This is a genomic window from Novosphingobium clariflavum (genome assembly GCF_026420865.1).
Lineage (GTDB): Bacteria > Pseudomonadota > Alphaproteobacteria > Sphingomonadales > Sphingomonadaceae > Novosphingobium > Novosphingobium clariflavum.
On sequence record NZ_JAPCWC010000004.1, the window covers coordinates 200,731 to 224,150 of the forward strand.

At 66.8% G+C, this 23,420-nt stretch carries 22 protein-coding genes and 1 tRNA gene; 16 read left to right on the forward strand and 7 right to left on the reverse strand.

The genetic code is table 11. The features are described from left to right. Window positions 1-113: 113 nt before the first annotated feature. Window positions 114-977 carry a hypothetical protein gene (locus OKA11_RS07055; RefSeq protein WP_267219504.1) on the forward strand — a complete coding sequence of 288 codons (864 nt, stop codon included), beginning with the start codon at window positions 114-116 and terminating at the stop codon, window positions 975-977. A 199-nt stretch (window positions 978-1,176) separates the two neighbouring features. Beyond that, window positions 1,177-1,899: an acetoacetyl-CoA reductase gene (gene phbB / locus OKA11_RS07060; protein ID WP_142636332.1), complete on the forward strand. Its 723-nt coding sequence runs from the start codon at window positions 1,177-1,179 to the stop codon at window positions 1,897-1,899. Between the two features lie 52 nt (window positions 1,900-1,951). On the opposite strand, the gene OKA11_RS07065 is transcribed toward phbB, so the two are convergent. Both OKA11_RS07065 and OKA11_RS07070 read right to left on the reverse strand, forming a co-directional pair. Then, window positions 1,952-2,386 (reverse strand): HIT family protein, encoded by a 435-nt coding sequence (locus OKA11_RS07065; RefSeq protein WP_267219505.1) that lies wholly within the window; start codon window positions 2,384-2,386, stop codon window positions 1,952-1,954. A gap of 25 nt (window positions 2,387-2,411) precedes the next feature. Continuing rightward, window positions 2,412-3,572, reverse strand: coding sequence for a CDP-alcohol phosphatidyltransferase family protein (locus OKA11_RS07070; RefSeq protein ID WP_267219506.1), 1,161 nt, complete (start codon window positions 3,570-3,572; stop codon window positions 2,412-2,414). A gap of 216 nt (window positions 3,573-3,788) precedes the next feature. On the opposite strand from OKA11_RS07070, the gene OKA11_RS07075 reads away from it, so the two are divergent. The 3 genes from OKA11_RS07075 to OKA11_RS07085 all read left to right on the forward strand — a co-directional run bounded on the left by OKA11_RS07075 (window position 3,789) and on the right by OKA11_RS07085 (window position 6,623). After that, window positions 3,789-4,835 (forward strand): diacylglycerol/lipid kinase family protein, encoded by a 1,047-nt coding sequence (locus OKA11_RS07075; protein WP_267219507.1) that lies wholly within the window; start codon window positions 3,789-3,791, stop codon window positions 4,833-4,835. A 106-nt stretch (window positions 4,836-4,941) separates the two neighbouring features. Continuing rightward, complete coding sequence (locus tag OKA11_RS07080) at window positions 4,942-5,856, forward strand: hypothetical protein (protein ID WP_267219509.1); 915 nt, start codon at window positions 4,942-4,944, stop codon at window positions 5,854-5,856. Then, the gene (locus OKA11_RS07085) at window positions 5,853-6,623 is read left to right on the forward strand and encodes a nucleotidyltransferase family protein (RefSeq protein ID WP_267219511.1); all 771 of its coding nucleotides are present in this window, start codon (window positions 5,853-5,855) and stop codon (window positions 6,621-6,623) included. Before OKA11_RS07080 ends, OKA11_RS07085 begins: the two co-directional genes overlap by 4 nt. A gap of 25 nt (window positions 6,624-6,648) precedes the next feature. On the opposite strand, the gene OKA11_RS07090 is transcribed toward OKA11_RS07085, so the two are convergent. Then, a complete protein-coding gene (locus OKA11_RS07090; RefSeq protein ID WP_267219512.1) occupies window positions 6,649-7,173 on the reverse strand; it encodes a DUF2141 domain-containing protein in 525 nt (174 codons plus the stop codon). A gap of 324 nt (window positions 7,174-7,497) precedes the next feature. Here OKA11_RS07090 and rpe point away from each other — a divergent pair, with 324 nt between their 5' ends. The 6 genes from rpe (at window position 7,498) to OKA11_RS07120 (ending at window position 12,961) form a co-directional block, all read left to right on the forward strand. Next, window positions 7,498-8,160: a ribulose-phosphate 3-epimerase gene (gene rpe, locus OKA11_RS07095; RefSeq protein WP_142636345.1), complete on the forward strand. Its 663-nt coding sequence runs from the start codon at window positions 7,498-7,500 to the stop codon at window positions 8,158-8,160. 135 nt (window positions 8,161-8,295) lie between these two features. Beyond that, window positions 8,296-10,152, forward strand: coding sequence for a heparinase II/III family protein (locus OKA11_RS07100; protein WP_267219513.1), 1,857 nt, complete (start codon window positions 8,296-8,298; stop codon window positions 10,150-10,152). Window positions 10,153-10,261: 109 nt separating this feature from the next. Further along, entirely contained in the window at window positions 10,262-11,854 is a 1,593-nt protein-coding gene (gene purH, locus OKA11_RS07105; RefSeq protein ID WP_267219514.1) for a bifunctional phosphoribosylaminoimidazolecarboxamide formyltransferase/IMP cyclohydrolase, read from the forward strand. Window positions 11,855-11,876: 22 nt separating this feature from the next. Then, a complete protein-coding gene (locus tag OKA11_RS07110; RefSeq protein WP_267219515.1) occupies window positions 11,877-12,086 on the forward strand; it encodes a hypothetical protein in 210 nt (69 codons plus the stop codon). Between the two features lie 193 nt (window positions 12,087-12,279). Continuing rightward, the gene (locus tag OKA11_RS07115; protein WP_267219516.1) at window positions 12,280-12,429 is read left to right on the forward strand and encodes a hypothetical protein; all 150 of its coding nucleotides are present in this window, start codon (window positions 12,280-12,282) and stop codon (window positions 12,427-12,429) included. Window positions 12,430-12,499: 70 nt separating this feature from the next. Further along, window positions 12,500-12,961, forward strand: coding sequence for a Fur family transcriptional regulator (locus tag OKA11_RS07120; protein WP_267219517.1), 462 nt, complete (start codon window positions 12,500-12,502; stop codon window positions 12,959-12,961). Window positions 12,962-13,007: 46 nt separating this feature from the next. Here the strand turns inward: OKA11_RS07120 and OKA11_RS07125 are convergent, their stop codons facing one another. After that, a complete protein-coding gene (locus OKA11_RS07125) occupies window positions 13,008-13,490 on the reverse strand; it encodes a GNAT family N-acetyltransferase (RefSeq protein ID WP_267219724.1) in 483 nt (160 codons plus the stop codon). Window positions 13,491-13,892: 402 nt separating this feature from the next. Between OKA11_RS07125 and dxs the strand changes: the two genes are divergently transcribed. The 3 genes from dxs to OKA11_RS07140 all read left to right on the forward strand — a co-directional run bounded on the left by dxs (window position 13,893) and on the right by OKA11_RS07140 (window position 17,991). After that, complete coding sequence (gene dxs, locus OKA11_RS07130; protein WP_267219518.1) at window positions 13,893-15,815, forward strand: 1-deoxy-D-xylulose-5-phosphate synthase; 1,923 nt, start codon at window positions 13,893-13,895, stop codon at window positions 15,813-15,815. Window positions 15,816-15,907: 92 nt separating this feature from the next. Continuing rightward, window positions 15,908-17,170 (forward strand): MFS transporter, encoded by a 1,263-nt coding sequence (locus OKA11_RS07135; protein ID WP_267219725.1) that lies wholly within the window; start codon window positions 15,908-15,910, stop codon window positions 17,168-17,170. 38 nt (window positions 17,171-17,208) lie between these two features. Continuing rightward, the gene (locus OKA11_RS07140) at window positions 17,209-17,991 is read left to right on the forward strand and encodes an alpha/beta hydrolase (RefSeq protein ID WP_267219519.1); all 783 of its coding nucleotides are present in this window, start codon (window positions 17,209-17,211) and stop codon (window positions 17,989-17,991) included. Window positions 17,992-18,030: 39 nt separating this feature from the next. Here OKA11_RS07140 and OKA11_RS07145 read toward each other — a convergent pair whose 3' ends face one another. From OKA11_RS07145 to OKA11_RS07155, 3 genes are all read right to left on the reverse strand, one after another. Continuing rightward, window positions 18,031-19,344 (reverse strand): amidohydrolase family protein, encoded by a 1,314-nt coding sequence (locus tag OKA11_RS07145; protein ID WP_267219520.1) that lies wholly within the window; start codon window positions 19,342-19,344, stop codon window positions 18,031-18,033. Beyond that, the gene (locus tag OKA11_RS07150; RefSeq protein WP_267219521.1) at window positions 19,341-20,726 is read right to left on the reverse strand and encodes an amidohydrolase; all 1,386 of its coding nucleotides are present in this window, start codon (window positions 20,724-20,726) and stop codon (window positions 19,341-19,343) included. Before OKA11_RS07150 ends, OKA11_RS07145 begins: the two co-directional genes overlap by 4 nt. A 63-nt stretch (window positions 20,727-20,789) precedes the next feature. Beyond that, entirely contained in the window at window positions 20,790-22,412 is a 1,623-nt protein-coding gene (locus tag OKA11_RS07155) for a peptide MFS transporter (protein ID WP_267219522.1), read from the reverse strand. Between the two features lie 293 nt (window positions 22,413-22,705). Between OKA11_RS07155 and OKA11_RS07160 the strand changes: the two genes are divergently transcribed. Together OKA11_RS07160 and OKA11_RS07165 are read left to right on the forward strand one after the other, a co-directional pair. Continuing rightward, window positions 22,706-22,987, forward strand: coding sequence for an integration host factor subunit beta (locus OKA11_RS07160; RefSeq protein ID WP_142636360.1), 282 nt, complete (start codon window positions 22,706-22,708; stop codon window positions 22,985-22,987). Between the two features lie 190 nt (window positions 22,988-23,177). Next, a tRNA-Leu gene (locus OKA11_RS07165) sits at window positions 23,178-23,262 on the forward strand. The last annotated feature ends 158 nt before the right edge of the window (window positions 23,263-23,420 follow it).

Genomic DNA, 23,420 nt, shown 5'->3' on the forward strand with positions numbered 1-23,420 from the left:
CGCTAAACTGCACGCCGGCTAAACGCTGCATGAACACCGACATGCCCCCATGCCGCCCCCGGCGCACGCCCCCTCTCCCTTGGTCCATCATCCTGTGTTAAGGTAAGGCAGTGATGATGACCACGACTGCCGATCGAGTTTCCAGCCCCTCCCTGCAGAAGGAGGAGATGCACGTTCTCTCGGCACGGTCACGGAAGGGCATCGAGGGTAGCACGATGGAAATGCAGCGCACACGCTCGTCGAAAGGCAGCATGAAAGCCGGCATCATGCTGGCTGGCTGCGTCGGTGTGCTGGCACTGCCCAGCGCAGTCCTGGCCTTTTCCACCTCGTTCAAGGGTATCGGCGGGCGCAACCCGGCGGTCGATTCGCTCGACCCCGACACCTCGTCGGAAAACCTCTCGCGGGTGATCGCGATGCGCTCGCTGGGCAAGGAACAGCCGTTCCCGTTCACCCCGGCCGGCACGCCCAATCGGCCGGACCGTGCCGTTACCGTGGCCGTGCGTGTCGATTCCGAGGCGGCCAAGTCGATCATCGTCGTGCACAACCGCCTGCAAGTGGCGCAAGCGGACAATGACGTCGGCCGCCTCAGGATCGCGCCGGCCGCCTTCAACCTCGGCGTCTCGCGCGGTTACCAGAATTTCTCGGCGGACACCGCACAGCAGCAGCCGGTCGGCCACGGCATCGCCGACGCGCCCGAACTGCGCAAGTTCAGCCTTGCGGCCGGCTCCGCCGACAGGAACGATTCCCGCTTCAGCACCCGCATCTCGATCGACGAGAAACGGGCCGCCGGGCGCGCCCCGCACACCTTCACGAGCGAGGCAGGCGAAGTTGACCTCGGCGGCGCCTATCGCCTCACCAAGAACATCGATGTCACCGCCGGCCTGCGCTACTCGCAGGACCGCGAGCGCCTTGTCCCGCTGACCGATGGCAAGCAGGATTCCCAGGCAATCTACGTGGGCACCCAGTTCAAGTTCTGACCCCGTCGCGGCCGGGCGCCAAGAGCCGGCTTGCCGCGCGCCCCTTGGCGCCCGCCGATTGAGCGTCATGCAATCGCGATTGCGCTTGTATCAATCATTTCGGCGCAAATTCCGCACCCGGGTGGCAGGCGCCGACTTGCCCTCGTCATGTGCATTTCATAGCCTGCCCCTGGTGGATGCACTAAGCGAAAGGCTTGATATGGCGCGTGTTGCGATCGTTACCGGCGGAACCAGGGGTATCGGCGAGGCAATTTCCCTCGCCCTCAAGGAACGTGGACATACCGTAGTTGCAAATTACGCCGGCAATGAAGAGAAGGCCAAGGCCTTCACCGAACGCACTGGCATCCCCGCCTACAAATGGGACGTTGGCGATCACGAAGCCGTTCTCGCGGGCGTAGCCGAAGTGACGGAAACGCACGGCCCGGTCGATATCGTCATCAACAACGCCGGCATCACCCGCGACGGCGTACTGCACCGCATGACGTTCGACGACTGGAACGACGTCATGCGGATCAACTTGGGCGGTTGCTTCAACATGGCCAAGGCCACTTTCCCCGGCATGCGCGAGCGCGGCTGGGGCCGCATCGTCAACATCGGCTCGATCAACGGCCAGGCCGGCCAGTACGGTCAGGTCAACTATGCCGCGGCGAAGTCCGGCATCCACGGCTTCACCAAGGCTCTCGCCCAGGAAGGCGCCAAGTACGGCGTCACCGTGAACGCCATCGCGCCCGGCTACATCGATACCGACATGGTCGCTGCGGTGCCGGCACCGGTGCTGGAGAAGATCGTCGCCAAGATCCCGGTCGGCCGCCTCGGCACCGCATACGAGATCGCCCGCGGCTGCGCCTTCCTCTGCTCCGAGAACGCCGCCTTCGTCACCGGATCGACACTGTCGATCAACGGCGGGCAGCACATGTACTGAGGAAGCCGGACCGGCGCGCGCCACCAGCGCGCGCCGGTCCGCTCCATCCGGCTCAGGCTGCCGCGAAGGCCTGCCCGAGCCATGCGGCCAGTGCGGCCAGATCGTCGCCCTCAAGGGCCACTGCGTGACCAAGGTCAGGCACCTTGGGCCAGCCGCAATCGACGAACTCCCGCCCCTGCCACTCGCGCGCACCCTCGTAGCGGGGAATCACGTGGAAGTGGACGTGGGGGTCCACCATCATCAGCATCAGGTAATTGAGCCGGGCGTAATCGACGGCGCCAGCCAGCGCCGCCTCGATCGCAGTGCTCACCCGCTTGAGTTCGGCATGCGCCTCGACCGGCAGGTCGCCAAACGCGGTCGCCTCGGACCTGGCTGCCAGCACCAGCGAACCCAGCGTCGGCTGGGCCGGGCGGGCCAGCACCAGCCAATGCTCGAACTCGGCCACCAGGCTGGCCGGATAGCCGAACTTCTCGATCGTCGCGTTCATGATTGCCGTCTCCGTGTCGGGCCGCTCAGGCGTCTGCAAGCCAGGAGGTGATCCTGCCGCCGCGCGCCCGCACAATCCATGCCTGTACCAGCCGTACCGCGTGGATCAGACAGGAAATCGCCGTCCACCAGGCCACCGCGACAAGGCCAAGGTCGGGGCGCGCGAAAACCATCGCCACGAACAGGATCACCATGTTGGGATTGCGGCGCGCGGTGATCAGCCGGAACTGGCTGTCGAAGCGCTGCCAGACGTGGATGTGCATCGTCCCGTTCTGGCGCATGAATACGCCCTCGATCAGGCGCTGGACGACATAACCGCCCTGGATCGCCCCCTGGACCCACCAGAAGGTCGCCGTGTCATAGGCCAGCCCCCAGGTCCCCAGGCCGGTCGCCCAGAACCACCACCAGAACGGAGGATGGACGAGGTCCATGCCGTGGTCGAACACGTTGCCCCAGGCCGACGAGGTGATGGTGCAGCGCGCCAGCTTGCCGTCGACAGTATCGAGCACCATGAACACGAGGCCGAGCGCCATGCCCAGCCAGTAGTGGCCATAGGCAAACAGCACCGTGGCGACGACGCAGAACACGGCGCCCACCGAAGTCACCATGTTCGGCGTGATGTGCAGCTTCGCGCAAATCCGCGTCAGCACCAGCGCCCATTCCGGCCAGAGGTACTTGGTCAGCACGTCGGTCACGCCCTTGTAGGCGCCGAAGTAGCTGGCCCGCTCGATCGGACGCACGGTCTCGCCCGTCAGCGCCATCAGGAACGGCGTCTCGCGCTTGCGCAGTTGCTTGTTCTCGATCGTCGGACCGCTTTCGAACGCAACGACATCGAGCCCGGCCGAATCGATGAGCACCGAACCGGTGCGCATCGCCTGCTCGATTCGCGCGGCCTGCTCGCCATCGGCAGCATGGGCGAGCGCGGGAACGCCGCCCAGCGTCAGCACCATGCCGGGTTTGGCAGAAATGTGGCGGAACCATGCCGGGTCCCAGGCGAAGGCCGCGTTCGACAGCACAGCAGGGCCATTGCCGAGACTGCCGGCAGCCGCATCCGCGGTGGCGAAACCGTTCGCGCGGGCAATCCGCCCGACCCGTTCGGCCATGCTAAGTCCCCATAGTTTCACGGGGTTATCGCCGATCGTGACAACGACCGGCGCGATTTGTGGGGTAGAAGACGTGGAAACCATGTCGCTGGCGTTAGTCTTTAAGCGGTGATTTGGGAATGCGCTAATGCGCCCCGCGCTTCCGGCCCGGCTTTCGCGACCTGCCAGATGCTTGCAGGAAATGCGCAACGAGTTGCTTCGATTTCAACTCCTCATAAAACCGCCATGGAACTGTAACTTGAATGTGTCATGGAATGTTTCTTGTTGATTTCCGGGGCAGGCAGCACTACATAGGGCCCCGTGTACGGAACCATCTACGAATTCGAGACGCTGCCGCAGGTCGGTGAGCAAGGCCCGCGCAGGATCGCACGCCCCGGACGACAGGCTCGTCGCGGGCGGTCGGTTCCGCTCGTCGGCATCATCCGCAATCCCCGCAGCCACCGCAACAAGGGCCATGCGCCCGAGATGGCGGATTGCTCCAACATCCTGACCGAGACGCCGCGCACGCGCAGTGCGCTCTACAGCGTGCTCGAAGGCTTTGCCCAGCGCGGCATCGACTACCTCGTGGTCGACGGCGGCGATGGCACCGTGCGCGACGTGCTGACCTGCGGCGCCGAGATCTTCGGTGACCAGTGGCCCACGTTCATCGTCCTGCCCAAGGGCAAGACCAATGCGCTGGCGATCGACCTCGGCCTGCCCAACCACTGGTCGCTGGCCGAAGCCCTGGCCGCCGCCCACAAGGGCCATACGCTGTCCCGCCGGCCGCTGCGCATTTCCTCGCGCGATGGCAGCAACGGCTGCGTGCAGGGCTTCATCCTGGGCACCGGCGCCTTTGCGCTGGCCACCGAGGCCGGGCAGGAAGCGCACCGCCGCGGTGCCTTCAACAGCTTTGCGGTCGGCCTGACCGTGCTCTGGGGCATCATCCAGACCCTGTTCGGCCGCACCGGCAATCCCTGGCGTTCGTGCACACCGACCCGCCTGATCGACCACCACACCGGCACCGACCTGCCTTACGACGGCCCGGGTGATCCTCATGAGCGGTTCATGACCGTGGCCACCACGTTCGAGCAGTTCCCGCTCGGCGCGCGGCCGTTCGGCCGCCACGTCGCCCCCGGCATGAAGATGGCGGTGATCGACTGGCCGGTGCGCTGGGTGGTGGCACTGCTGCCGCTGATCATGATGTTCGGCCTGGCCGGGCGTTTCCTCGAGAAGCGCGGCACCCACCGCTTCGCCACCAGCGCAGTCGATCTCGACATCGGCGGCCCGTTCATCCTCGACGGCGAGGCTTTCCCCTCGGGCGACTACGTGCTCGAGGAAGGGCCGCAGATCACCTTCGTGGTGCCCTGAACTCCACGCGAAAGACGATTCACCCGCAACCGGCCCGCGCTTTCGGGCCGGTTTGTTTTTCGCCCCCCGTTGATTTCAGGACCATCCTGTCCGAGAGCGTGAAGCCATGAGCGAAGATCTCGAAGGACGCGTGCGCGGCGCGCTGGAACGGCAGGTCGTGCCCGAGGTCCGCGCCTTTGCCCGAAAGCTCGCCGAAGCGGCGCCGGGCACTGCCGCGGTACTGTTCTACGGCTCGAACCTGCGCACCGGCTCGCTCGAAGGCGTGCTGGACTTCTACGTGCTTGTCGATGGCCCGCAGGTCGAGAAGATCTGGCCCCGCGTCAGCTATCATGAGTGGGACCGCGACGGTGTGACCCTGCGCGCCAAGGTGGCGACGATGGCGCTGGAAACGTTCCGCGCCGCCGCTGCCGGCGAACTGGTTGACACCACGATCTGGGCTCGCTTCGTCCAGCCCAGCGCGCTGGCCTGGCAGCGCGGCCCCGCCGCCGCCGAAGCCGTGGCAGACGCGGTGGCTGGCGCCGCCCGCACCGCCGCCCGCCTTGCCGTCGCGCTCGGTCCCGAGAAAGGCACCGCCGAAGATTACTGGCGCGCCCTGTTCCGGGCGACGTATGCCGCCGAATTCCGGGTCGAGAAGGCCGGCCGCGAAGATTCGATCCTCTCGGTCAACCAGGGCCATTTCGACGGTCTACTGCCGCTCGCCCTGACCGCCGAGGACATCCGCTTCGAACGCCAGAGCGACGGCACGATCCGGCCCGACCTGCCCCGCCCCCGGCGCGAGGCGCTGCTGCGCTGGTGGGCACATCGCCGCCGCATGGGCAAGCCCTACAATGTCATGCGCCTGCTCAAGGCCTCGACCACGTTCGACGGCGCCGCGCGCTATGCCGCGTGGAAGATCGAGCGCCATACCGGCGTACCGGTGCCGGTCACGCCCTGGCGCGAACGCCATCCGGTCCTCGCCGCCCCCGGCGTGCTCTGGCATGTCTGGCGGGCAAAACGAGCCATGGAGCGCAAGTCCGCATGATCTCTCCCGCCCCCGTCCTCCCGGCCGCGCTGATTCTCGCCGGATCACGCCCCGGCGCCCCCGATCCGGTCGCTGCCGCCGAGGGTCTGAGCCACAAGGCGCTGGTCGGGATTGCCGGGAAACCCATGCTTGCCCATGTCGCCGCCGCCTTGCGCGATGCCGGGGCCGCGCGAATTGCCGTGGTCGCCAACGACCCTGCGGTGATCGCGCTGGCCGAAAGCCTGGGCTGCGAAGTCCTGCCTGCCGCGGCGGGGCCGAGCGCGAGTGTCGCCGCCGGCTTTGCCGCGCTTGGGGCACCGATGCTGGTCACCACCTCGGACCATGCGCTCCTGCGCGGCGAATGGGTGCGCGACTTCCTGCAGGACACCCCCGAAGATGCCGACGTCGCCGTGCTGCTGGCCGAACGCGACCGGATCGAGGAGGCCATGCCCGGCTCGAAGCGCACTTACTTGCGCTTTGCCGATGGCCAGTGGTCGGGCTGCAACCTGTTCCTGCTGAAAACGGCACAGGCCGGCAAGGCGATCGAGACCTGGAAGCTGGTCGAGGCGGACCGCAAGCGTCCCTGGCGGATTGCCGCCAGGCTGGGGATCGGCATCCTGCTCGGTTATGCGCTGGGCCGCCTGACACTGGCCGCGGCCCTTGCCCGGCTCGGTTCGAAGATCGGCGTGAAGGCCCGCCTCGTCGCCGCCCGCGACGGTCTGGCTGCGGTCGACGTCGACAAGCCTTCCGATCTTGTCGACGCCCGCGCCATCCTCGGCCGCAGGTGAAGGCGAACCCGCGGCAATCCATCGGTTACATGTAGCGCATCTGCACCCGGATCGACTTCACCTCGTCGCCCACCGCCACGCCGACCTTGGTGTAGCTCGGCTTGCCGAGGTTGAAGATGCTGATCGAGGGGTTGTTCGACATCGCCCCGCCATCGGTGCTGATGTCGGTCTTGCCATTGCCGTTGACGTCATGACGCACCGCAACGCCGTAAGTGCCGCCGGACGGCAGCGGCAGGCAGAACGTCATCGTCCCGGCGCGCGCGGGCACCTCGATGCGCGAGATCCACTTGCCCGACTGCAACCACTCCGCCGAGGTCGCCCGGTAGCTCTGGACCCGAACCGTCCCCTGCGAGGCCTTGATACCGTCAACCGTGACGAGCATGGCCGGCCCGGCACCGGCCCGGCACTTGCTCATGTCGTTGCGAATCTCCTCGTGACCGCGCACGGCTGCCCCGGCCGAGACCGCCAGGCCCAGCACGCCCAGTGCCGCAGCGGCAACCGGGAGACGGCGCACCCAGCGGCGCGCGAGCAGCGAAGACTTCACGTTCATAACTGGCCTCATCACATATCACGATGCGCCTGCGCCGGTTCCGGTCGCCATGCGACCGCCCGGACCTTGCGCCATTTCACGCCGCGAATTGGCGCCAAGGCCGTGAATGCACTCTGAATTGCCAATTCACAATCGGTGAAGCCCGCAAGCCCGGCGGCCGCGATTCCCCTCGAGATTGCCCGCTAAAGCGCAATCTCGCCTTTCCCGCGCGGCCTTCCCGATCTATGGGGCCGCTCCATATCGCGTGTGGAAAACGGCCCGCCGCCTTCTTGTCGCCACTAGATGTGGTGTCTTATTCATTGTTGCCGAGGAGTTCCCGTTTCCATGACCGTGCCGCTGATTTCGCCTTCGATCCTCTCCGCCGACTTTGCCCGCCTGGGCGAGGAAGTCCGCGCGATCGACGAGGCCGGTGCCGACTGGATCCATGTCGACGTGATGGACGGCCACTTCGTGCCCAACATCACCATCGGCCCCGCCGTCGTGAAGGCGCTGCGCCCGCACTCGGCCAAGGTCTTCGACGTCCACCTGATGATCTCGCCGGTCGACAGCTATCTAGAAGCCTTCGCCGATGCCGGCGCGGACTACATCACCGTCCATCCCGAAGCCGGTCCGCACATCCATCGCACCGTGCAGACGATCAAGAACCTCGGCAAGAAGGCCGGTGTCTCGCTCAACCCGGCAACGCCCGCCAAGATGCTGGACTACCTGATCGACGATATCGACCTCGTCCTGATCATGAGCGTCAACCCCGGCTTCGGCGGCCAGAGCTTCATTTCCAGCCAGCTTCGCAAGATCGAGGCCGTGCGCAAGATGATCGACAAGTCGGGCCGCGACATCCGCCTCGAAGTCGACGGCGGCGTCGATGCCAGAACCGCGCCGCTCTGCGTGGCCGCTGGTGCCGACGTGCTGGTCGCCGGTTCCGCCACCTTCCGCGGCGGCCCCGGCCAATATGCCGCCAATATCCGGACGCTCAAGGGACTGGACTGACCATTGGCCACACGCTCCCATCCGCGCGGCAAAACCGGACATCCGGGCGCGGAGGGGAGCAACCGGCTGGCCACAGGCGCGTTGTCGGGGAGCCCGGAATCGGCGGGACGGGAGGAAAGTGCAGTGGACAGGGGTATGACATCGACCGTCTCGCTGGCTGACGACGCTCTGACTGACGGCGCGCTGGCTGACGGCGCGCTGGCCTCAGGCACCGCCGCCGTTCGTCCCGCGAGCCCCTTCGACGCGGCCGAGGCGCAGCCCCGCTACGAGACAGGGCGCCAGTTGGCGCTCGCCGATTTTTCGACGCCCGCCGCGGGCGCCGCCGACCGCTTCATCCGCTTCGCCTACCGCCTTGGCATTCCCGCGACGATGCTGACCTCGCCGATCGGCCGCAAGCCACGCACCCGCCTGCTGGCCACCGTCAACAACACCGTGCCCGGCAACGGCGCGGCGGGGACGGCGCTGCGGGCCGGTCACTTCCTGATCCACGGTGCCAGGACACCGATCGCCCAGGTCGATTATGCGGGCGCGGCGCGTGTCACCCCGCCGCTCGAACGCGTGGTCCACAGCTTTGCCTGGCTCTCCGACCTCGAGGCCTGCGCCCCGCGGGAACAATGCACGGCCGTGGCCGAGCGCATCCTCACCGCCTGGCTCCAGGCCAATCCCGCCCCGCCGGCCAAGCCGGGCAAGGGGCCGGCATGGGCCGTGGGCAATACCGGCATGCGGCTGATGAACTGGATGGTGCATGCGCCGCTCATCCTTTCCGGCGACAAGGCCCTGCGCAACCGCACCCTCGCCCACATCGCCGCCACCGCGCGCTGGCTCGACCGGCGCGTCCACAATGCCGAGGACGGGCTTGCCGCCGTCGCCGGCTGGTGCGCGATCATCGCCGCCGGCCTGCTGCTGCCGGACGGCCGTCCGCGCCGTCTCTACGGCGAGGCGGGGCTGATCAAGGCGCTGGGCGATCTGATGGGCGACGATGGCGGCGTGCTGTCGCGCAGCCCGCTCGCGCAGATGGAGGCGATCGCCCTGCTGGTGCGCCTGCGCAACTGCTATCACGCGACCCGCAAGGACCCGCCGCCGACGGTCGAGCGCGTGGTCGAGATGCTGGTCCCGCCGCTCCTGGCACTCACCCACGGCGACGGTTCACTGGGATCGTGGCAGGGCGGCTGGGCGGTCAGCGCCGAGGACGTGGAAGGACTGGTTCAGGCCAGCGGCGTGCGCACGCGCCCGCTGCGCGACGTGCGCCAGTGGGGCTACCAGCGCGTCTCCGCGCACAAGGCGATCCTCCAGTTCGATACCGCGCCGCCGCCGCTGCCCGGCCATGCCCGCCATGGCTGCGCCTCGACGCTGGCTTTCGAACTGTCGCAGGGCAAGCATCGGTTGATTGTCAACTGTGGCGGCGCCGCCAGCGGCGGCGGGCTTGTTCCCGTGCGGCTGGAGCAGGCCCTGCGCGCCACCGCGGCGCACTCCACGCTCACCCTCGACGATGCCAATTCCACCGCGATCCTCATCAACGGCGCGATCGGCTCGGGCGTCAGCGAGGTCGATGTCGACCGCAAGTCGCTGGTGCAGGAAAACGGCGGCAATGCCACCCGCCTCGAAGCCAGCCACAACGGTTATGCCGCCCGCCACGGCCTCACCCACCGCCGCATCCTGATCCTGCGCGACGACGGCAGCGAACTGCGCGGCGAAGACGTGCTGCTTCCGGCGGGACGCAAGGGCAAGCGCGGCAAGGTCGGCTTCTCGATCCGCTTCCACCTGGGACCCGAGGTCGAGGTGGCGCCCACCGCCGACGGCCAGGGCGCGGCACTGACCCTGCCCGACGGCAGCTACTGGCAGTTCCGCAGCACGGCAGGCGACGTTGCCATCGAGGATTCGCTCTGGGTCGACGGCATGGGGCGCCCGCAAGCCACCCAGCAACTGGTGATCCAGGGCATGGTATCGCGCGGCGGCGGAAACTTCGGTTGGCTTCTCAAGAAAATGCGGTAGTTTCGGCCGAGATACGCCACCCGTTGTGGCTTACCCACCTTGCGGCCTTGCGCCTCTGGACCTAGAGGGCGCGCAAATCTTTGCCCGCTCCATTCGCAAGAGGCCCCAGATGACCGATATCGTTCCGATCCGCCGCGCTTTGCTTTCGGTTTCCGACAAGACCGGCCTCGCCGATCTCGGCAAGGCCCTTGCCGCACGCGGGGTGGAGCTGGTTTCGACCGGCGGCACCGCCAAGGCGCTGCGCGACGCCGGCCTTGAGGTGAAGGACATTTCGGACCTCACCAATTTCCCCGAAATGATGGACGGCCGCGTCAAGACGCTGCACCCCAAGGTCCACGGCGGCCTGCTGGCGGTGCGCGACAATCCGGAACACGCCAAGGCCATGGCCGATCACGCAATCGGCGCGATCGACCTCGTCGTCGTCAATCTCTATCCCTTCGAAGCGACCGTCGCCAAGGGCGCCGACCGTGACGAGATCATCGAGAACATCGACATCGGCGGCCCATCGATGGTGCGTTCGGCCGCGAAGAACCATGCTTTCGTCGCCATCGTCACCGATCCCAAGGACTATGCCGGGCTGCTGACCGAGCTGGAAACGACCGAGGGCGGCACCACCCTGTCGTTCCGCAAGCTGCTGGCCGCGCGCGCCTATGCGCAGACCGCCGCGTACGATTCGATGATCAGCCAGTGGTTCGCCTTCGCCGATCAGGGCCTTGAGTTCCCCGAGATGCTCAGCGTCAACGGCCGTCTGGCCACCACGCTGCGCTATGGCGAGAACCCGCACCAGAAGGCCGCGCTCTACACGCCGGTCGGCCCCTTCACCAAGGGTCTGGCCCAGGGCGAGCAGGTGCAGGGCAAGGAACTGTCCTACAACAACTACAACGACGCCGATGCCGCCTTCGAACTCGCTGCCGAGTTCAAGGGCCAGGACCCGGCGGTGGTCATCGTCAAGCACGCCAACCCCTGCGGCGTGGCACAGGGTTCCAGCCTGCTCGAAGCCTGGCAGGGCGCGCTGGCCTGTGACGACGTTTCGGCATTCGGCGGCATCGTTGCCGTGAACACCACGCTCGACGGCCCGACCGCCGAAGCGATCTGCCAGATCTTCACCGAAGTCGTCGTCGCGCCTGACGCCGACGAGGAAGCCCGCGCCTTCTTCGCCAAGAAGAAGAACCTGCGCCTGCTGCTGACCGGCGGCTTGCCCGATCCGCGCCGCCCCGGCCTGACCGTGAAGCCGATCACCGGCGGTCTGCTCGTTCAGGGCCGCGATGCCGGTGCCATCGGCCTTGATGACCTCAAGGTCGTGACCAAGCGCGCGCCGACCGAGCAGGAACTCAAGGACTGCCTGTTCGCCTGGACCGTGGCCCGCCACGTCAAGTCGAACGCGATCGTCTATGCCAAGGACGGCGTCACCGCCGGCATTGGCGCGGGCCAGATGAACCGCCGCGATTCCTCGCGCATCGCCGCGATGAAGGCCGCCGAAGCCGCCGAGAAGTTCGGCTGGGCCCAGGCGCGCACGGTCGGCTCGGCGGTCGCATCCGACGCGTTCTTCCCCTTCGCCGACGGCCTGCTGGCCGCCGCCGAGGCGGGCGCAACGGCGGTGATCCAGCCGGGCGGCTCGATCCGTGACGAGGAAGTCATCGCCGCTGCCGACGAGGCTGGACTGGCGATGGTCTTCACCGGCATGCGCCACTTCAAGCACTGACAGGACCGGGAGGAAGGCGCGTATGGGGGTAGACTGGCTCGGACCGCTGGTTGCCCTCGCCTTCCTCGTCGGCATGGCCGCATCGGCCGTGCTGGTGCGGCTGGGCAAGGTGCGCCGCCCCCCCCAGATCATGCTGGCGCTGGCGCTGCCGTTCGGCTGCGCCGTCCTGCCGATCACGATGCTCGTGCTGGCTTCGCTCGGCTGGGGCGCGATCGGTGCGTTGCTGCGCTGAAGCCGGCGCAAAGATCCGCCCCGATTGCCCGAGAAGCGTGACGGTTATGGGGCGGTTCCCGCCATTCACCGCGCCCGCCAAACCGTTCATCGCACAAAGCCGCACGGATCGTCGATATTCACTCGACGGAAAGGCGAATCGGGCCAAGGGGCGTCACGCAATTTTCGTGAACCACTGGATAGCTGAACCGATCATGGGACTTTTCAAGGCCGACTTCTACCGCTTCTTCGCACTCGGCTTTGCCGGCGGCGCGCTGCTGGTGTTCGGCGCCATGGGGATCGGCAACCACGCGCTCAGCGAAAGCCTCGTGCCCCCGGCCCAGGCGGCATCGCCCCAGCACTGAGGCGGCCGGGAGCGTCCGCGCGGACGTTCTTGCGATTGCGCCGAGGCCTGCAAGCCCCCATATGGGCGTCATGGCAAGTGCGCACAAACATCACGAACACTCGGGCGAAGGCCTGATCGAAGAGGCCCGCTCGGTCCTACTCGCCGCCGGCGAACAGTGGACGGAAATGCGTGCCGACGTGTTCGGTGCCCTTGCCCAGCGCGAACGCCCGGCCTCGGCCTACGACCTGGCCGAAAGCGTCTCGGCGCTGCGCGGCAAGCGGGTGGCCCCCAACAGCGTCTACCGCATCCTCGACCTCTTCGTGCGCACCAACCTCGCGCGGCGGGTCGAAAGCGCCAATGCCTACCTCGCCAACAGCCATCCCGGCTGCCAGCACGACTGCATCTTCCTGATCTGCGATGTCTGCGGCCAGGCGGTCCACATCGACGACGACACCCTGACCGGAGCGCTGGTCGCCGCCGCGAGGCAGGCCGGTTTTGCCGACGTGCGCCCGGTGGTGGAACTGCGCGGGACCTGCGCGGCCTGCAGCTGACCGCGCGGGGGCCGAAGCAAAGCCCCACCCCCGCATATTGCCTAAGTCAAAGCGCCTTGCGCATCCGGGCCAGCGGCACCGGTGCACCGCCGCGATCGTCCTCGATCCGCTCGATCACGGCATACCCTGCGACTTCGTAAAGCGGCTCGCCCGAGCGCGTGCCCATCAGTTCACAGCTGGCAAACCCTTCCTTGCGCGCCTGCGCCTCGCAGTGCGCCAGCAGCGCCCGGCCGATGCCGCGCCGTGCAAAGGCAGGGTCGGTGTACATCGCCCGCACCCGCGCCGCCTCGCTGGCCGGGTCGAGCAGACGCGGCTCGCGCAGGCCCGCGCTGTGATCGCCGCCATAAAGCGTCGCGCGCCGGCTCCAGCCGCCGCAGCCGACGATCTCGCCATCGAGTTCGGCCGCAAAATACGTGCCATCATCCACCAGTTGCCGGTCGAGCCCCATGACCGCGCGGCTTGATTCGATCTGCGCCGGATCGAGAAACCCCTGCTGCAAGGTGCCGATCGCGGCATCCATGATCGCCATGAGCCGCGGCAGGTCGTCGCGGGTCGCAGGGCGGATCGAAAGGGTCGTCGAGGACGAAGTCGTGACCGACAAGATGAAGCTCCGTGGTGCTATGGGGGGAACTGCTGCATGGCAGCTTTGCCAGCCCCGTGCCAGCGTCCTCTGCCGTTCGTCGCCCCTCCCGCCGCGCCTCCCGCTGTTCGGCCCGCCGCTCCACGCCATCCCGGCGTTCTCCCGGCGAAAGATTTCCGCAAAAATCGCGGGAAAATCACAGGTCCGCTTGCCCCCAGCGGCGAGAGTGCAGGCTGCCGTCCCGACGAAATCAGCGCGACCTGCGGCGCATAATCCTGTATCTTGGTCCGTTCGCAGCCTATGGCGCAGCGAAAATTCGACACCACAACCACTCCCGTGTACACGACACCCATGACAGCCAACCCGGCAACACCGCTTCTCGATACCGTCGATACGCCTGACGACCTGCGCAAGCTGAAGCCCGCGCAACTTCGCCAGTTGGCCGACGAACTGCGCACCGAAATGATCTCTGCCGTCGGCCAGACGGGCGGACACCTTGGCTCGGGCCTTGGCGTGGTCGAATTGACCGTCGCCATCCACTACGTGTTCGACACGCCGGTGGACCGCCTGATCTGGGACGTGGGCCATCAGGCCTATCCGCACAAGATCCTCACCGGACGGCGCGATCGCATCCGCACGCTGCGCCAGGGCGGCGGGCTTTCGGGCTTCACCAAGCGCAGCGAAAGCGAATACGACCCCTTCGGCACCGCGCATAGCTCCACCTCGATCTCGGCCGCGCTCGGCTTTGCCGTCGCCAACAAGATCAAGGGTGCCCCCGGCCGCGGTATCGCCGTGATCGGCGACGGCGCGATGAGTGCGGGCATGGCCTACGAAGCCATGAACAACGCCGAGCAGGCCGGCAACCGCCTGGTCGTGATCCTCAACGACAACGACATGTCGATCGCGCCGCCGGTGGGCGGGCTTTCGGCCTATCTGGCCCGCCTCGTCTCCTCGGGCCGGTTCCTCGGCCTGCGCGAACTGGCGCGCAAGTTTGCCCGCCGCCTGCCACGCCCGCTGCACATGGCTGCGAAAAAGACCGACGAATTCGCCCGTGGCATGGCCATGGGCGGCACCCTGTTCGAGGAACTGGGCTTCTATTACGTCGGCCCGATCGACGGGCACGACCTCGACGCGCTGATTCCGGTTCTGGAAAACGTGCGCGATGCCGGTGAAGGCCCGATCCTGGTCCATGTCGTGACGCAGAAGGGCAAGGGCTATGCCCCGGCCGAGGAAGCGGCCGACAAGTACCACGGCGTGCAGAAATTCAACGTCGTCACCGGCGAGCAGGCCAAGGCGCCCGCCGGTCCGCCGAGCTATACCGGCGTCTTCGCCAAGGCTCTGGTGGCCGAGGCGGAGCGCGATCCCACAATCTGTTCGATCACCGCCGCCATGCCCTCGGGCACCGGGCTCGACAAGTTTGCCCAGCAATTCCCGGACCGCAGCTTCGATGTCGGCATTGCCGAACAGCACGCGGTTACGTTCGCCGCCGGGCTGGCCGCCGAAGGCATGCGCCCGTTCTGCGCGATCTATTCCACCTTCCTGCAGCGCGCCTTCGATCAGGTGGTGCATGACGTCGCCATCCAGAACCTGCCGGTACGCTTCGCAATCGACCGCGCCGGTCTGGTCGGCGCCGATGGTGCCACGCACGCGGGCTCGTTCGACATCACCTATCTGGCGACCTTGCCGAACATGGTGGTGATGGCCGCCGCCGATGAGGCGGAGCTGGTCCACATGACGCACACCGCCGCGCTTCATGATGCCGGCCCGATCGCCTTCCGCTATCCGCGCGGCAATGGCGAAGGCGTGGCGCTGCCCGAAGTTGCGCAGCAGCTGGAAATCGGCAAGGGCCGCATCGTGCGAGAAGGCAGCAAGGTTGCCCTGCTCTCGCTCGGCACCCGCCTCGGCGAAGCGCTGAAAGCGGCCGACACGCTGGAGACCAAGGGGCTTTCCACGACCGTCGCCGACCTGCGGTTTGCCAAGCCGCTCGACACCGATCTGATCCGCAAGCTGATGCTCAGCCACGAAGTGGTCGTCACGGTCGAGGAAGGGGCCATCGGCGGCCTCGGCGCGCATGTGCTGACCATGGCAAGCGACGAAGGGCTGACCGATGCGGGCCTCAAGATCCGCACCATGCGCCTGCCCGACGTGTTCCAGGACCACGACAAGCCCGAGGCGCAGTATGACGAGGCGGGCCTCAACGCTCCGCAGATCGTCGATACCGTGCTCAAGGCGCTGCGGCATAACAGCGCCGGCGTGAACGAAGCGCGCGCCTGAGCGTGGATAGCGGCGCTGTCGTCCCTCCGGCGGCAGCGCCGGACACCGGTTTCATAACCGGTTCTGCCTCCGGTTCGGGCATCAGCGACGCGATGCGGCTGCGCGCGATCCTGGCGGGATCGGCGGGCAACCTCATCGAGTGGTACGACTTCTACATCTACGCCTTCACCGCGCTGTATTTCTCGCCCGCGTTTTTCCCGAAAAGCGATCCGCTGGTCCAGTTGATGGCAACCAGCGCGATCTTCGCAGTGGGTTTCCTGCTGCGCCCGATCGGCGGCTGGTTCTTCGGTCGTTATGCCGATCGCCACGGCCGGCAGAGCGCCATGGTGCTCTCGGTCATGATGATGGGCGGCGGCGCGCTCTTGATCGCCGTGCTGCCGACTTTCGCGCAAGTGGGCATTCTTGCCCCGATCCTGCTGCTGATCGGCCGGATGGTGCAGGGCTTCTCCACCGGCGGGCAATACGGCACCGCCGCGACGTATCTCAGCGAGATCGCCGGGCGCAAGCGCCGGGGCTTCTGGTCCTCGTTCCAGTACGTCACGCTGGTCGGCGGGCAGCTCTGCGCGACGGTGGTGATCGTGCTGCTCCAGCAAGTGCTGACCGAGGCCGAGATGGCCGCATGGGGCTGGCGGGTGGGCTTCGTGATCGGCGCGGTGGGCGCGCTCGCCATCGTCCTGTTCCGCCATCACATGCACGAGACTTCCAGCGCCGAGGACCGCGCCGGCGAAAAGGCCGGAAGCCTTGCCGAACTGTTCCGCGTGGCGACGCGCCCGTTCCTGATCGTGGTCGCACTGACGGCGGGCGGCAGCCTCTCGTTCTATGGTTTCACCACCTACATGCAGAAGTATCTGGTGCTGACGGTGGGGCTTTCCAAGGAAGTCGCGACCAGCCTGATGCTGGGCGAACTGGCGCTGTTCATGGTGCTGCAACCGCTGATGGGCCTGCTCTCCGACCGGATCGGCCGGCGCAACAACATCCTGATCTTCGCCGCACTGGCGACCGTTTGCACGGTGCCGATCTTCACCGCGCTGGCGGGTGCCAAGGCCGTGGGGCCCGCCTTCCTGCTGGTCCTGGCTGGGCTGGTCATCAACAGCTTCTACACCTCGGTCAGCGGGTTGTTCAAAGCCGAGATGTTCCCGACCCACGTGCGGGCGCTGGGCGTCGGCCTTGCTTATGGCGTCGGCAATGCGCTGTTCGGCGGCACCGCCGAGAACGTCGCGCTGGCGTTCAAGTCGGCGGGGCATGAGAGCCTGTTCTACTGGTACGTCTCGGCCATCGGCGCGGTTTCGCTGGTTGCCGCTTTCCTGCTGAAAGACAGCCGCCGCGATAACGTGCTCGACCGGCTGGCGGTGTGACGACAGCAGGCGCGCGCGCAAACCTCCGGAGCAAGCGCGTGCTGGCGGCACTGTTGGTGATCCTCGGCCTTTACGCCGCCGTCGTGCTGGCGCTGTTCGTGATGCAGCGGGCGATCCTCTATCCCGCCCCCAAAGGCCCTTCACAAATCCCGAGCGGATTCGAAAAAGCCGCGCTGCATACAAGCGACGGGCTTGCTCTCACCGCCGCATGGCATCCCGCCCCGCAGGGCAAACCCACGGTGCTGTTCTTTCACGGCAACGGTGACAGCCTACCCGGCGGCGCCGTGGCCACACGGGCACTGAAGGAAGCCGGCTACGGCCTCCTGCTTGCCGACTATCGCGGTTATGCAGGCAATCCCGGAAAGCCCACCGAAGCCGGCCTGATCGCGGACGGACATGCCGCGCTGGCTTTCCTCGCAGAGAGGGGTATCCCCGCGCGTTCGCTCGTCTTTATGGGCGCATCGCTCGGCACCGGAGTCGCCACCCGGCTGGCCAGCGAGACACCGCCCGCCGCCCTGGTGCTGGTATCCCCCTTCACCAGCCTTCCGGATGCGGGAGTTGCAGCATTGCCATGGGCCCCCGCGCGCCTGCTGATGCGCGACCGGTTCGACAGCATCGGAAGCATGCCGGAGGTGAAAGCCCCTGTCCTGGTACTCCACGCGCGGGATGACCGGGTGATCCCGTTTCTGCAAGGGGAGGCTTTGGAGCGGGCAGCCCGCGATGGCCACCTGATCCCGTTCGACACTTACGGCCATCAATTGCAGTTCACACCGCCAGCACAGGGTGCCGTGCTGGACTGGCTGACCAGCAAAGGTCTTTGAAGCCCCCGGACCGCAGCACGCGGCCCGGGGACGTCCATCTTACCAGTCGTAAGCCTTGGGCAGATAAGTGCGATCGAGGCTCTTGTAGCGCTGGCGCAGGCGGCTCTGGTGGTTGTCGAGCGGCTGCTTGACGCCGTCGATGAACACTTCGAGCGGGGCCGAGGACAGTTCCAGCGGATCGCCGTCCCAGATCACCACGTCGCCCACTGCGCCGGGCGCCAGAACACCGGCCCGAACTCCGCCATTCCTGCCGCCCATGCCGCTGATCTCGGCAGGCACCGAGGTGATCGCGGCAAAGGCCTCGCCCCAGGTCAGCCCGGCCGCGCCCGGCAACTTGCCGAGAGCGACGAGGTTGCCCGCTTCCTGCGGTGCATAGCGCGGCTGGTTGGAGGTATTGAACATGCCGATGGCGACCTTCACGCCCGCCTTCTTCATGCGCCCGACGTTGAACTGCGTCGCCGCCAGCGCCTCGAACGCAGAGGGCAGGTCGCGCAGCGGCATCGTGATCACCGGCACCTTGGCCGCAGCGATGTCGCCCGCCACCAGCCACCCCTCGGTCGCGCCGACCAGCACGAGGTCGAGCCTCGGGAACTCGGTCTTGAGCGCCAGCACGCTGCGGATGTCGGACGCGCGTTCGACGCCGACGTAGAGCGGCTGCCGGCCGTCGATCACCTGGGCCAGCGCCGCAGCGTCGGCACGGGTCAGCAGCGCATCCGGGCTGCGCGCGGCATTGGGCGAAGCGGCCAGCTCGCGTGCTTCGCGCAAGGCATTGCGCAGCGCGACATGGGCGGCCACGCGGCTGCCACCAGCCAGCCTGGCGCCCTGCTCGCCCAGTTGCACGAACTGGAAGGCCCTCGCTCTCGTCACCGCATCGGGATCGGCGCCAAGGTCGATCACCGCGCCCTGCCCCGCAAAGATCGAATGGCCGTTGTAAGGCGAGACCGTCGCGCGGGTAACGCCGCCTTCACGGCTGACGGCGATATGCTCGCTGTCCGGATTGACCGCCGGGCTGACGTCAAGCGCGGCATTGAACGGACTCTCGTCCGCCTCGCTATCGTTGCTGTCCTTGACGCCCTCGACATCGAGCAGGCCAAGATCGGTAACGGCGGCGAAGAGGCCGGGGGTCACCCACTTGCCAGTGCCGTCGATGCTCTGGACACCGGCAGGAACGGCCACGCCCGCACCGGCGGCAACGACCTTACCGCCGCGCACGACGACAGTGCCGTTCGCGATCGGCGCGGAGCCGTCACCGGTGGCGACAGTGGCGTTGGTGATCGCGAAGTCCTGCGCAAAGGCAGCGGGCGAGAAGGCGGCAGCGGCGAGCGCGGCCGCGAGGATGGCGCGGCGGCTCATTTCACGTCTCCTTCACCGGGCTGGCCCAACTCGAAATCGCTGACCGGGCGGCGCTTGGGGTCCATCGCGTCGAACAGCAGGGCGCCGTCCACCCAGACCTTCTCGGGGCGGGAGTAGACCGAGAGCGGATTGCCGTTCCACAGCACCACGTCGGTCATCTTGCCCGATTCGAGGCTGCCGGTCCTGTCGCCGATGCCCATGGCCTTGGCGGCGTTGTAGGTGAACCAGCTCACCACCTTGGCGTCGGGGATGTCGATGCCGATGCGGCGGCCGTCGGCCTGCGCCTTGGCGGCTTCCTGGTTGAGACGCTGGATGCCGTTCTCGTCGTCCGAGTGGATCACCACGCACGTGCCGGCATTGGCCAGCAGCGCGGCATTCTCGGGAATGCCGTCGTAGGCTTCCATCTTGAAGCCGTACCAGTCGGCCCAGACGGCGGCGCAGATGTCGTTCTCGCGCAGCAGGTCGGCGATCTTGTAGGCTTCGACCGCATGGTGGAAGGCGGTGACCTTGTAGCCCATCTCCTTGGACATATCGATCACCTGCGCCATCTCGTCGGCGCGGTAGCAGTGGTTCTGGACAAGGATCTCGCCCTTCAGCACGCCTTCCAGCGTGTCCTTGCCGAGATCGCGGTCGGCATGGTCGCCGTCCATGTACTTGCGCGCATCGATCCAGGCCTGACGGTCGACCGAGAAGTTGCCCATGCGGGTCGAGGGCTTCTGCCCCTTGCCGCCATAGACCCGCTTGGGGTTCTCGCCGCAGGCCATCTTGAGCGCATAGGGCGCGCCGGGGAACTTCATGCCCTGCACGGTGATCGAGGGCACGTTCTTGAGCGTCACCGCACGGCCGCCGATGAGGTTGCCCGAACCCGGGAGGATCTCCAGCGTGGTGACGCCGCCATTGGCCAGCGCGCGGGTGAAGCCGGGGTCCTGCGGCCAGACCGAATGCTCGGCCCAGACGTCGGGCGTGGTCGGGCTGGTCATCTCGTTGCCGTCGGACAGCGCGTCGACGCCGGGCGAGGGATAGACGCCGAGGTGCGAATGGATGTCGATCACCCCCGGGGTCACGAACTTGCCGGCAGCGTCGATCTTCGTGAAACCGTCGGGGATCGCCATGTCGGCGCCGCCAATGCCGACCAGCTTGCCGTCCTTGAACAGCACCACCCCGTTATCGATCCGGCCGCCGCGCCCGTCATAGACGGTGGCGCCGACAAGGGCCGTGGGCGTGCCCGGATAGGGCTTGTAGGTGGACGGATAAGGATTGGCGGCGATCAGAGCCGGCTTCTTGTCCTCTTTCTTCGCATCGGCGCTGTTCGCGCTCAGGGTGAGCGCGGTGCCCAGCACGAGCAGCGACGCCCAACGCCGTAATCCCGGCGATCTGGTCATGATGATTTCCCCTGTTGTGAAACCGGCCCGGAAACGTGGTGTTTCCGGGCCGGGTTGGAAGTGTCAGTTGGTCTTGAGCGTTGGATGGGCGCCGGCTTCCTGCGCCTCGAGCCCGATCTCGGAGGATCCCTCCAGCTCGATGTCCTTGAGCGTGTCCACGTGCATCCAGCGCTTCACCAGCCGCGCGACGAGGATGACGGCGACGCCGATCCCCACGACCCACCAGCCGATGGTGCCATAGATCGCGACAGTGCCCTCGCGCGTCATCGCGCCATGCTCGCCGCCGGTCGCCTGGCCGATCATGCCGGCCACGAAGTTGCCGCCGGCCGTGGCGAAGAACCAGGCGCCCATGATGAAGCTGGCAAGGTGACGGGGGGCAAGGCGGTTCATCGCGCTGAGGCCCACCGGCGAGAGGCAGAGTTCGCCCAGCGTGTGGAACCAGTAGATCAGGAAGATGAAGAACACGCCGACCTTGGCGCCCTGACCGGCGACCGCATCGCCCCAGACCAGCGACACGAAGCCGAGGCCGACCAGCACGAGGCCGAAGCCGAACTTGGCAGGTGCCGATGGTTCCACCTGCTTGCGGCCAAGCGCACGCCACAGCCACGCCAGGATCGGTGCGAAAGTGACGATGAAGATCGGGTTGACCGCCTGGAACAGCGAGGTCGGCACGCCGCCACGCTCCACGAAGCGGTCGGTGAACAGCGAGAGCGAACCGCCGGCCTGCTCGAACAGACCCCAGAAGATCGGCTGGAAGGCCAGCAGGAAGATGATCGCGAAGATGCGTTCACGCGGTTCCTTGGGCATGCGGAAGGCTTCGACCAGCAGGTAGCCGAGCAGCGCCACGGCCGAGATCAGCAGCAGCGTGCCGACGATCGCCTGGAACTGGATCAGCAGCCAGAGCACCACTACCGAAGCCGTGCCCAGCGCATAGAGCGTCCATTCGCGGTTCTTCGAAAGCGGCCCCGGCGCCTCGCCCTTGCCGTTGAGCGCCGGCTTGCCGATGATGAAGATGATGAGGCCCAGCACCATGCCGATACCGGCGAGGCCGAAGCCATAGCCCCAGCCGATCGTCTCGCCGAGGTAGCCGACCAGGATCGTGCCGAGCGCGGCGCCGGTGTTGATGCCCATGTAGAACAGCGAATAGGCACCGTCACGGCGCTCGTCGGTGAGCTTGTAGAGCTGGCCGACGATCACCGAGATGTTCGCCTTGAGGAAACCCGAGCCGACGATGATGAAGGCGAGCGCCAGCCAGAACACGTTGATCGTGGGATCGCTCTGCCCGCCGGTGCCCTCGAACGCCATCAGCACGTGACCGAAAGCCAGCAGTACGCCGCCGAACAGCACCGCCTTGCGCTGGCCGAGGTAACGGTCGGCGAGATAGCCGCCGAGCACCGGGGTAATGTAGACGAGGCTGGTATAGGCGCCGTAGATCAGGTTCGCCTTGCCGTCATCAAACAGCCAATGTTTGGTGAGATAGAGGATGAGCAGCGCGCGCATCCCGTAGTACGAGAAGCGTTCCCACATCTCCGTGTAGAACAGCACGAACAGGCCGCGCGGGTGGCCGACCACTTCCTGGCTCTTGCGCGAGGCAATGACGCCGCCGATGGCCAAAATGGCGAACAGCAGGACCGCGCCGATCGCGCCGACCCAGTCCCCCTCATTCCAGGTTCCGATATCCTTCATGCGCCCTCTTGTGCATCTTTCACGGCCGCCCGTAGCGGCAAAGAGCGCGACGTTAGCGGGCAAATCCGCGCTGTAAATGGGCGAAAGCGCGTCCCGCACCGCGCCGTCCCGGCCAATGTCCCCGAGTCGCGAGCCGATCCGGACTCATCCTGTCGTAGCATTGCGCGAAATGGCCGGTGATGGCATTTTCTCGAACAAGCTTGCCCAAGTCACACGAAATATTGTGATTCGAGCGTGGCCTGCGGATTTTTTCCGGCGGAAATTCCTCCCGCTGGCTCTAGGGAAGGTGCGCAATGATCAGATCCGAACTGCTGCAAGCCCTGTCCAAGGAAAATCCCGAACTGCGCGGGGAAGACGTCGAACGTGCGGTCGATACCTTCTTCGACGAGATCGCCCAGCGCCTTGCCGATGGCGGCCGGGTGGAACTGCGCGGCTTCGGCGCCTTCTCGACCCGTCATCGCGACAGCCGCAAGGGCCGCAACCCGCGCACCGGCGAAAGCGTGGAAGTGCCCGAAAAGCGGGTGCCCTACTTCAAGCCGGGCAAGGAAATGCGCGCGCGCCTCAACGTGGACTGAACGGCACCTGGAGGCACCTGAAACGCACCTGAGCGGGACATGGAATGGGCCGCCAGCCATTGATGTCCGTTTCACGCGCAGATTCCCAAGGGCTATCCTCACGATAGCCCTTCGCCACTGTTGCCCCTGCCGCTTCAATCTGTCAGATCGCCCCTCACATGCGCGGCAGAGTGCGTGAACGATGCGCTGTGCGGGCGTGGCGGAATGGTAGACGCCGGGGACTTAAAATCCCCTGATCCTTGATCGTGCGGGTTCGAGTCCCGCCGCCCGCACCAGTTCTCCCCATACCGCCCTTCCCATAGTGGCCCTTCCCGTGCTGGCCCTTCCCGCCGCCCTTTACGCTTCGGTAACGTTCCTGCCGGTACGCAGGAGGTCGACCGCTTAGCTCCTTCTGATACCGATTCCCGGCCCTGGCGGTTCGGCGATGCTGGTT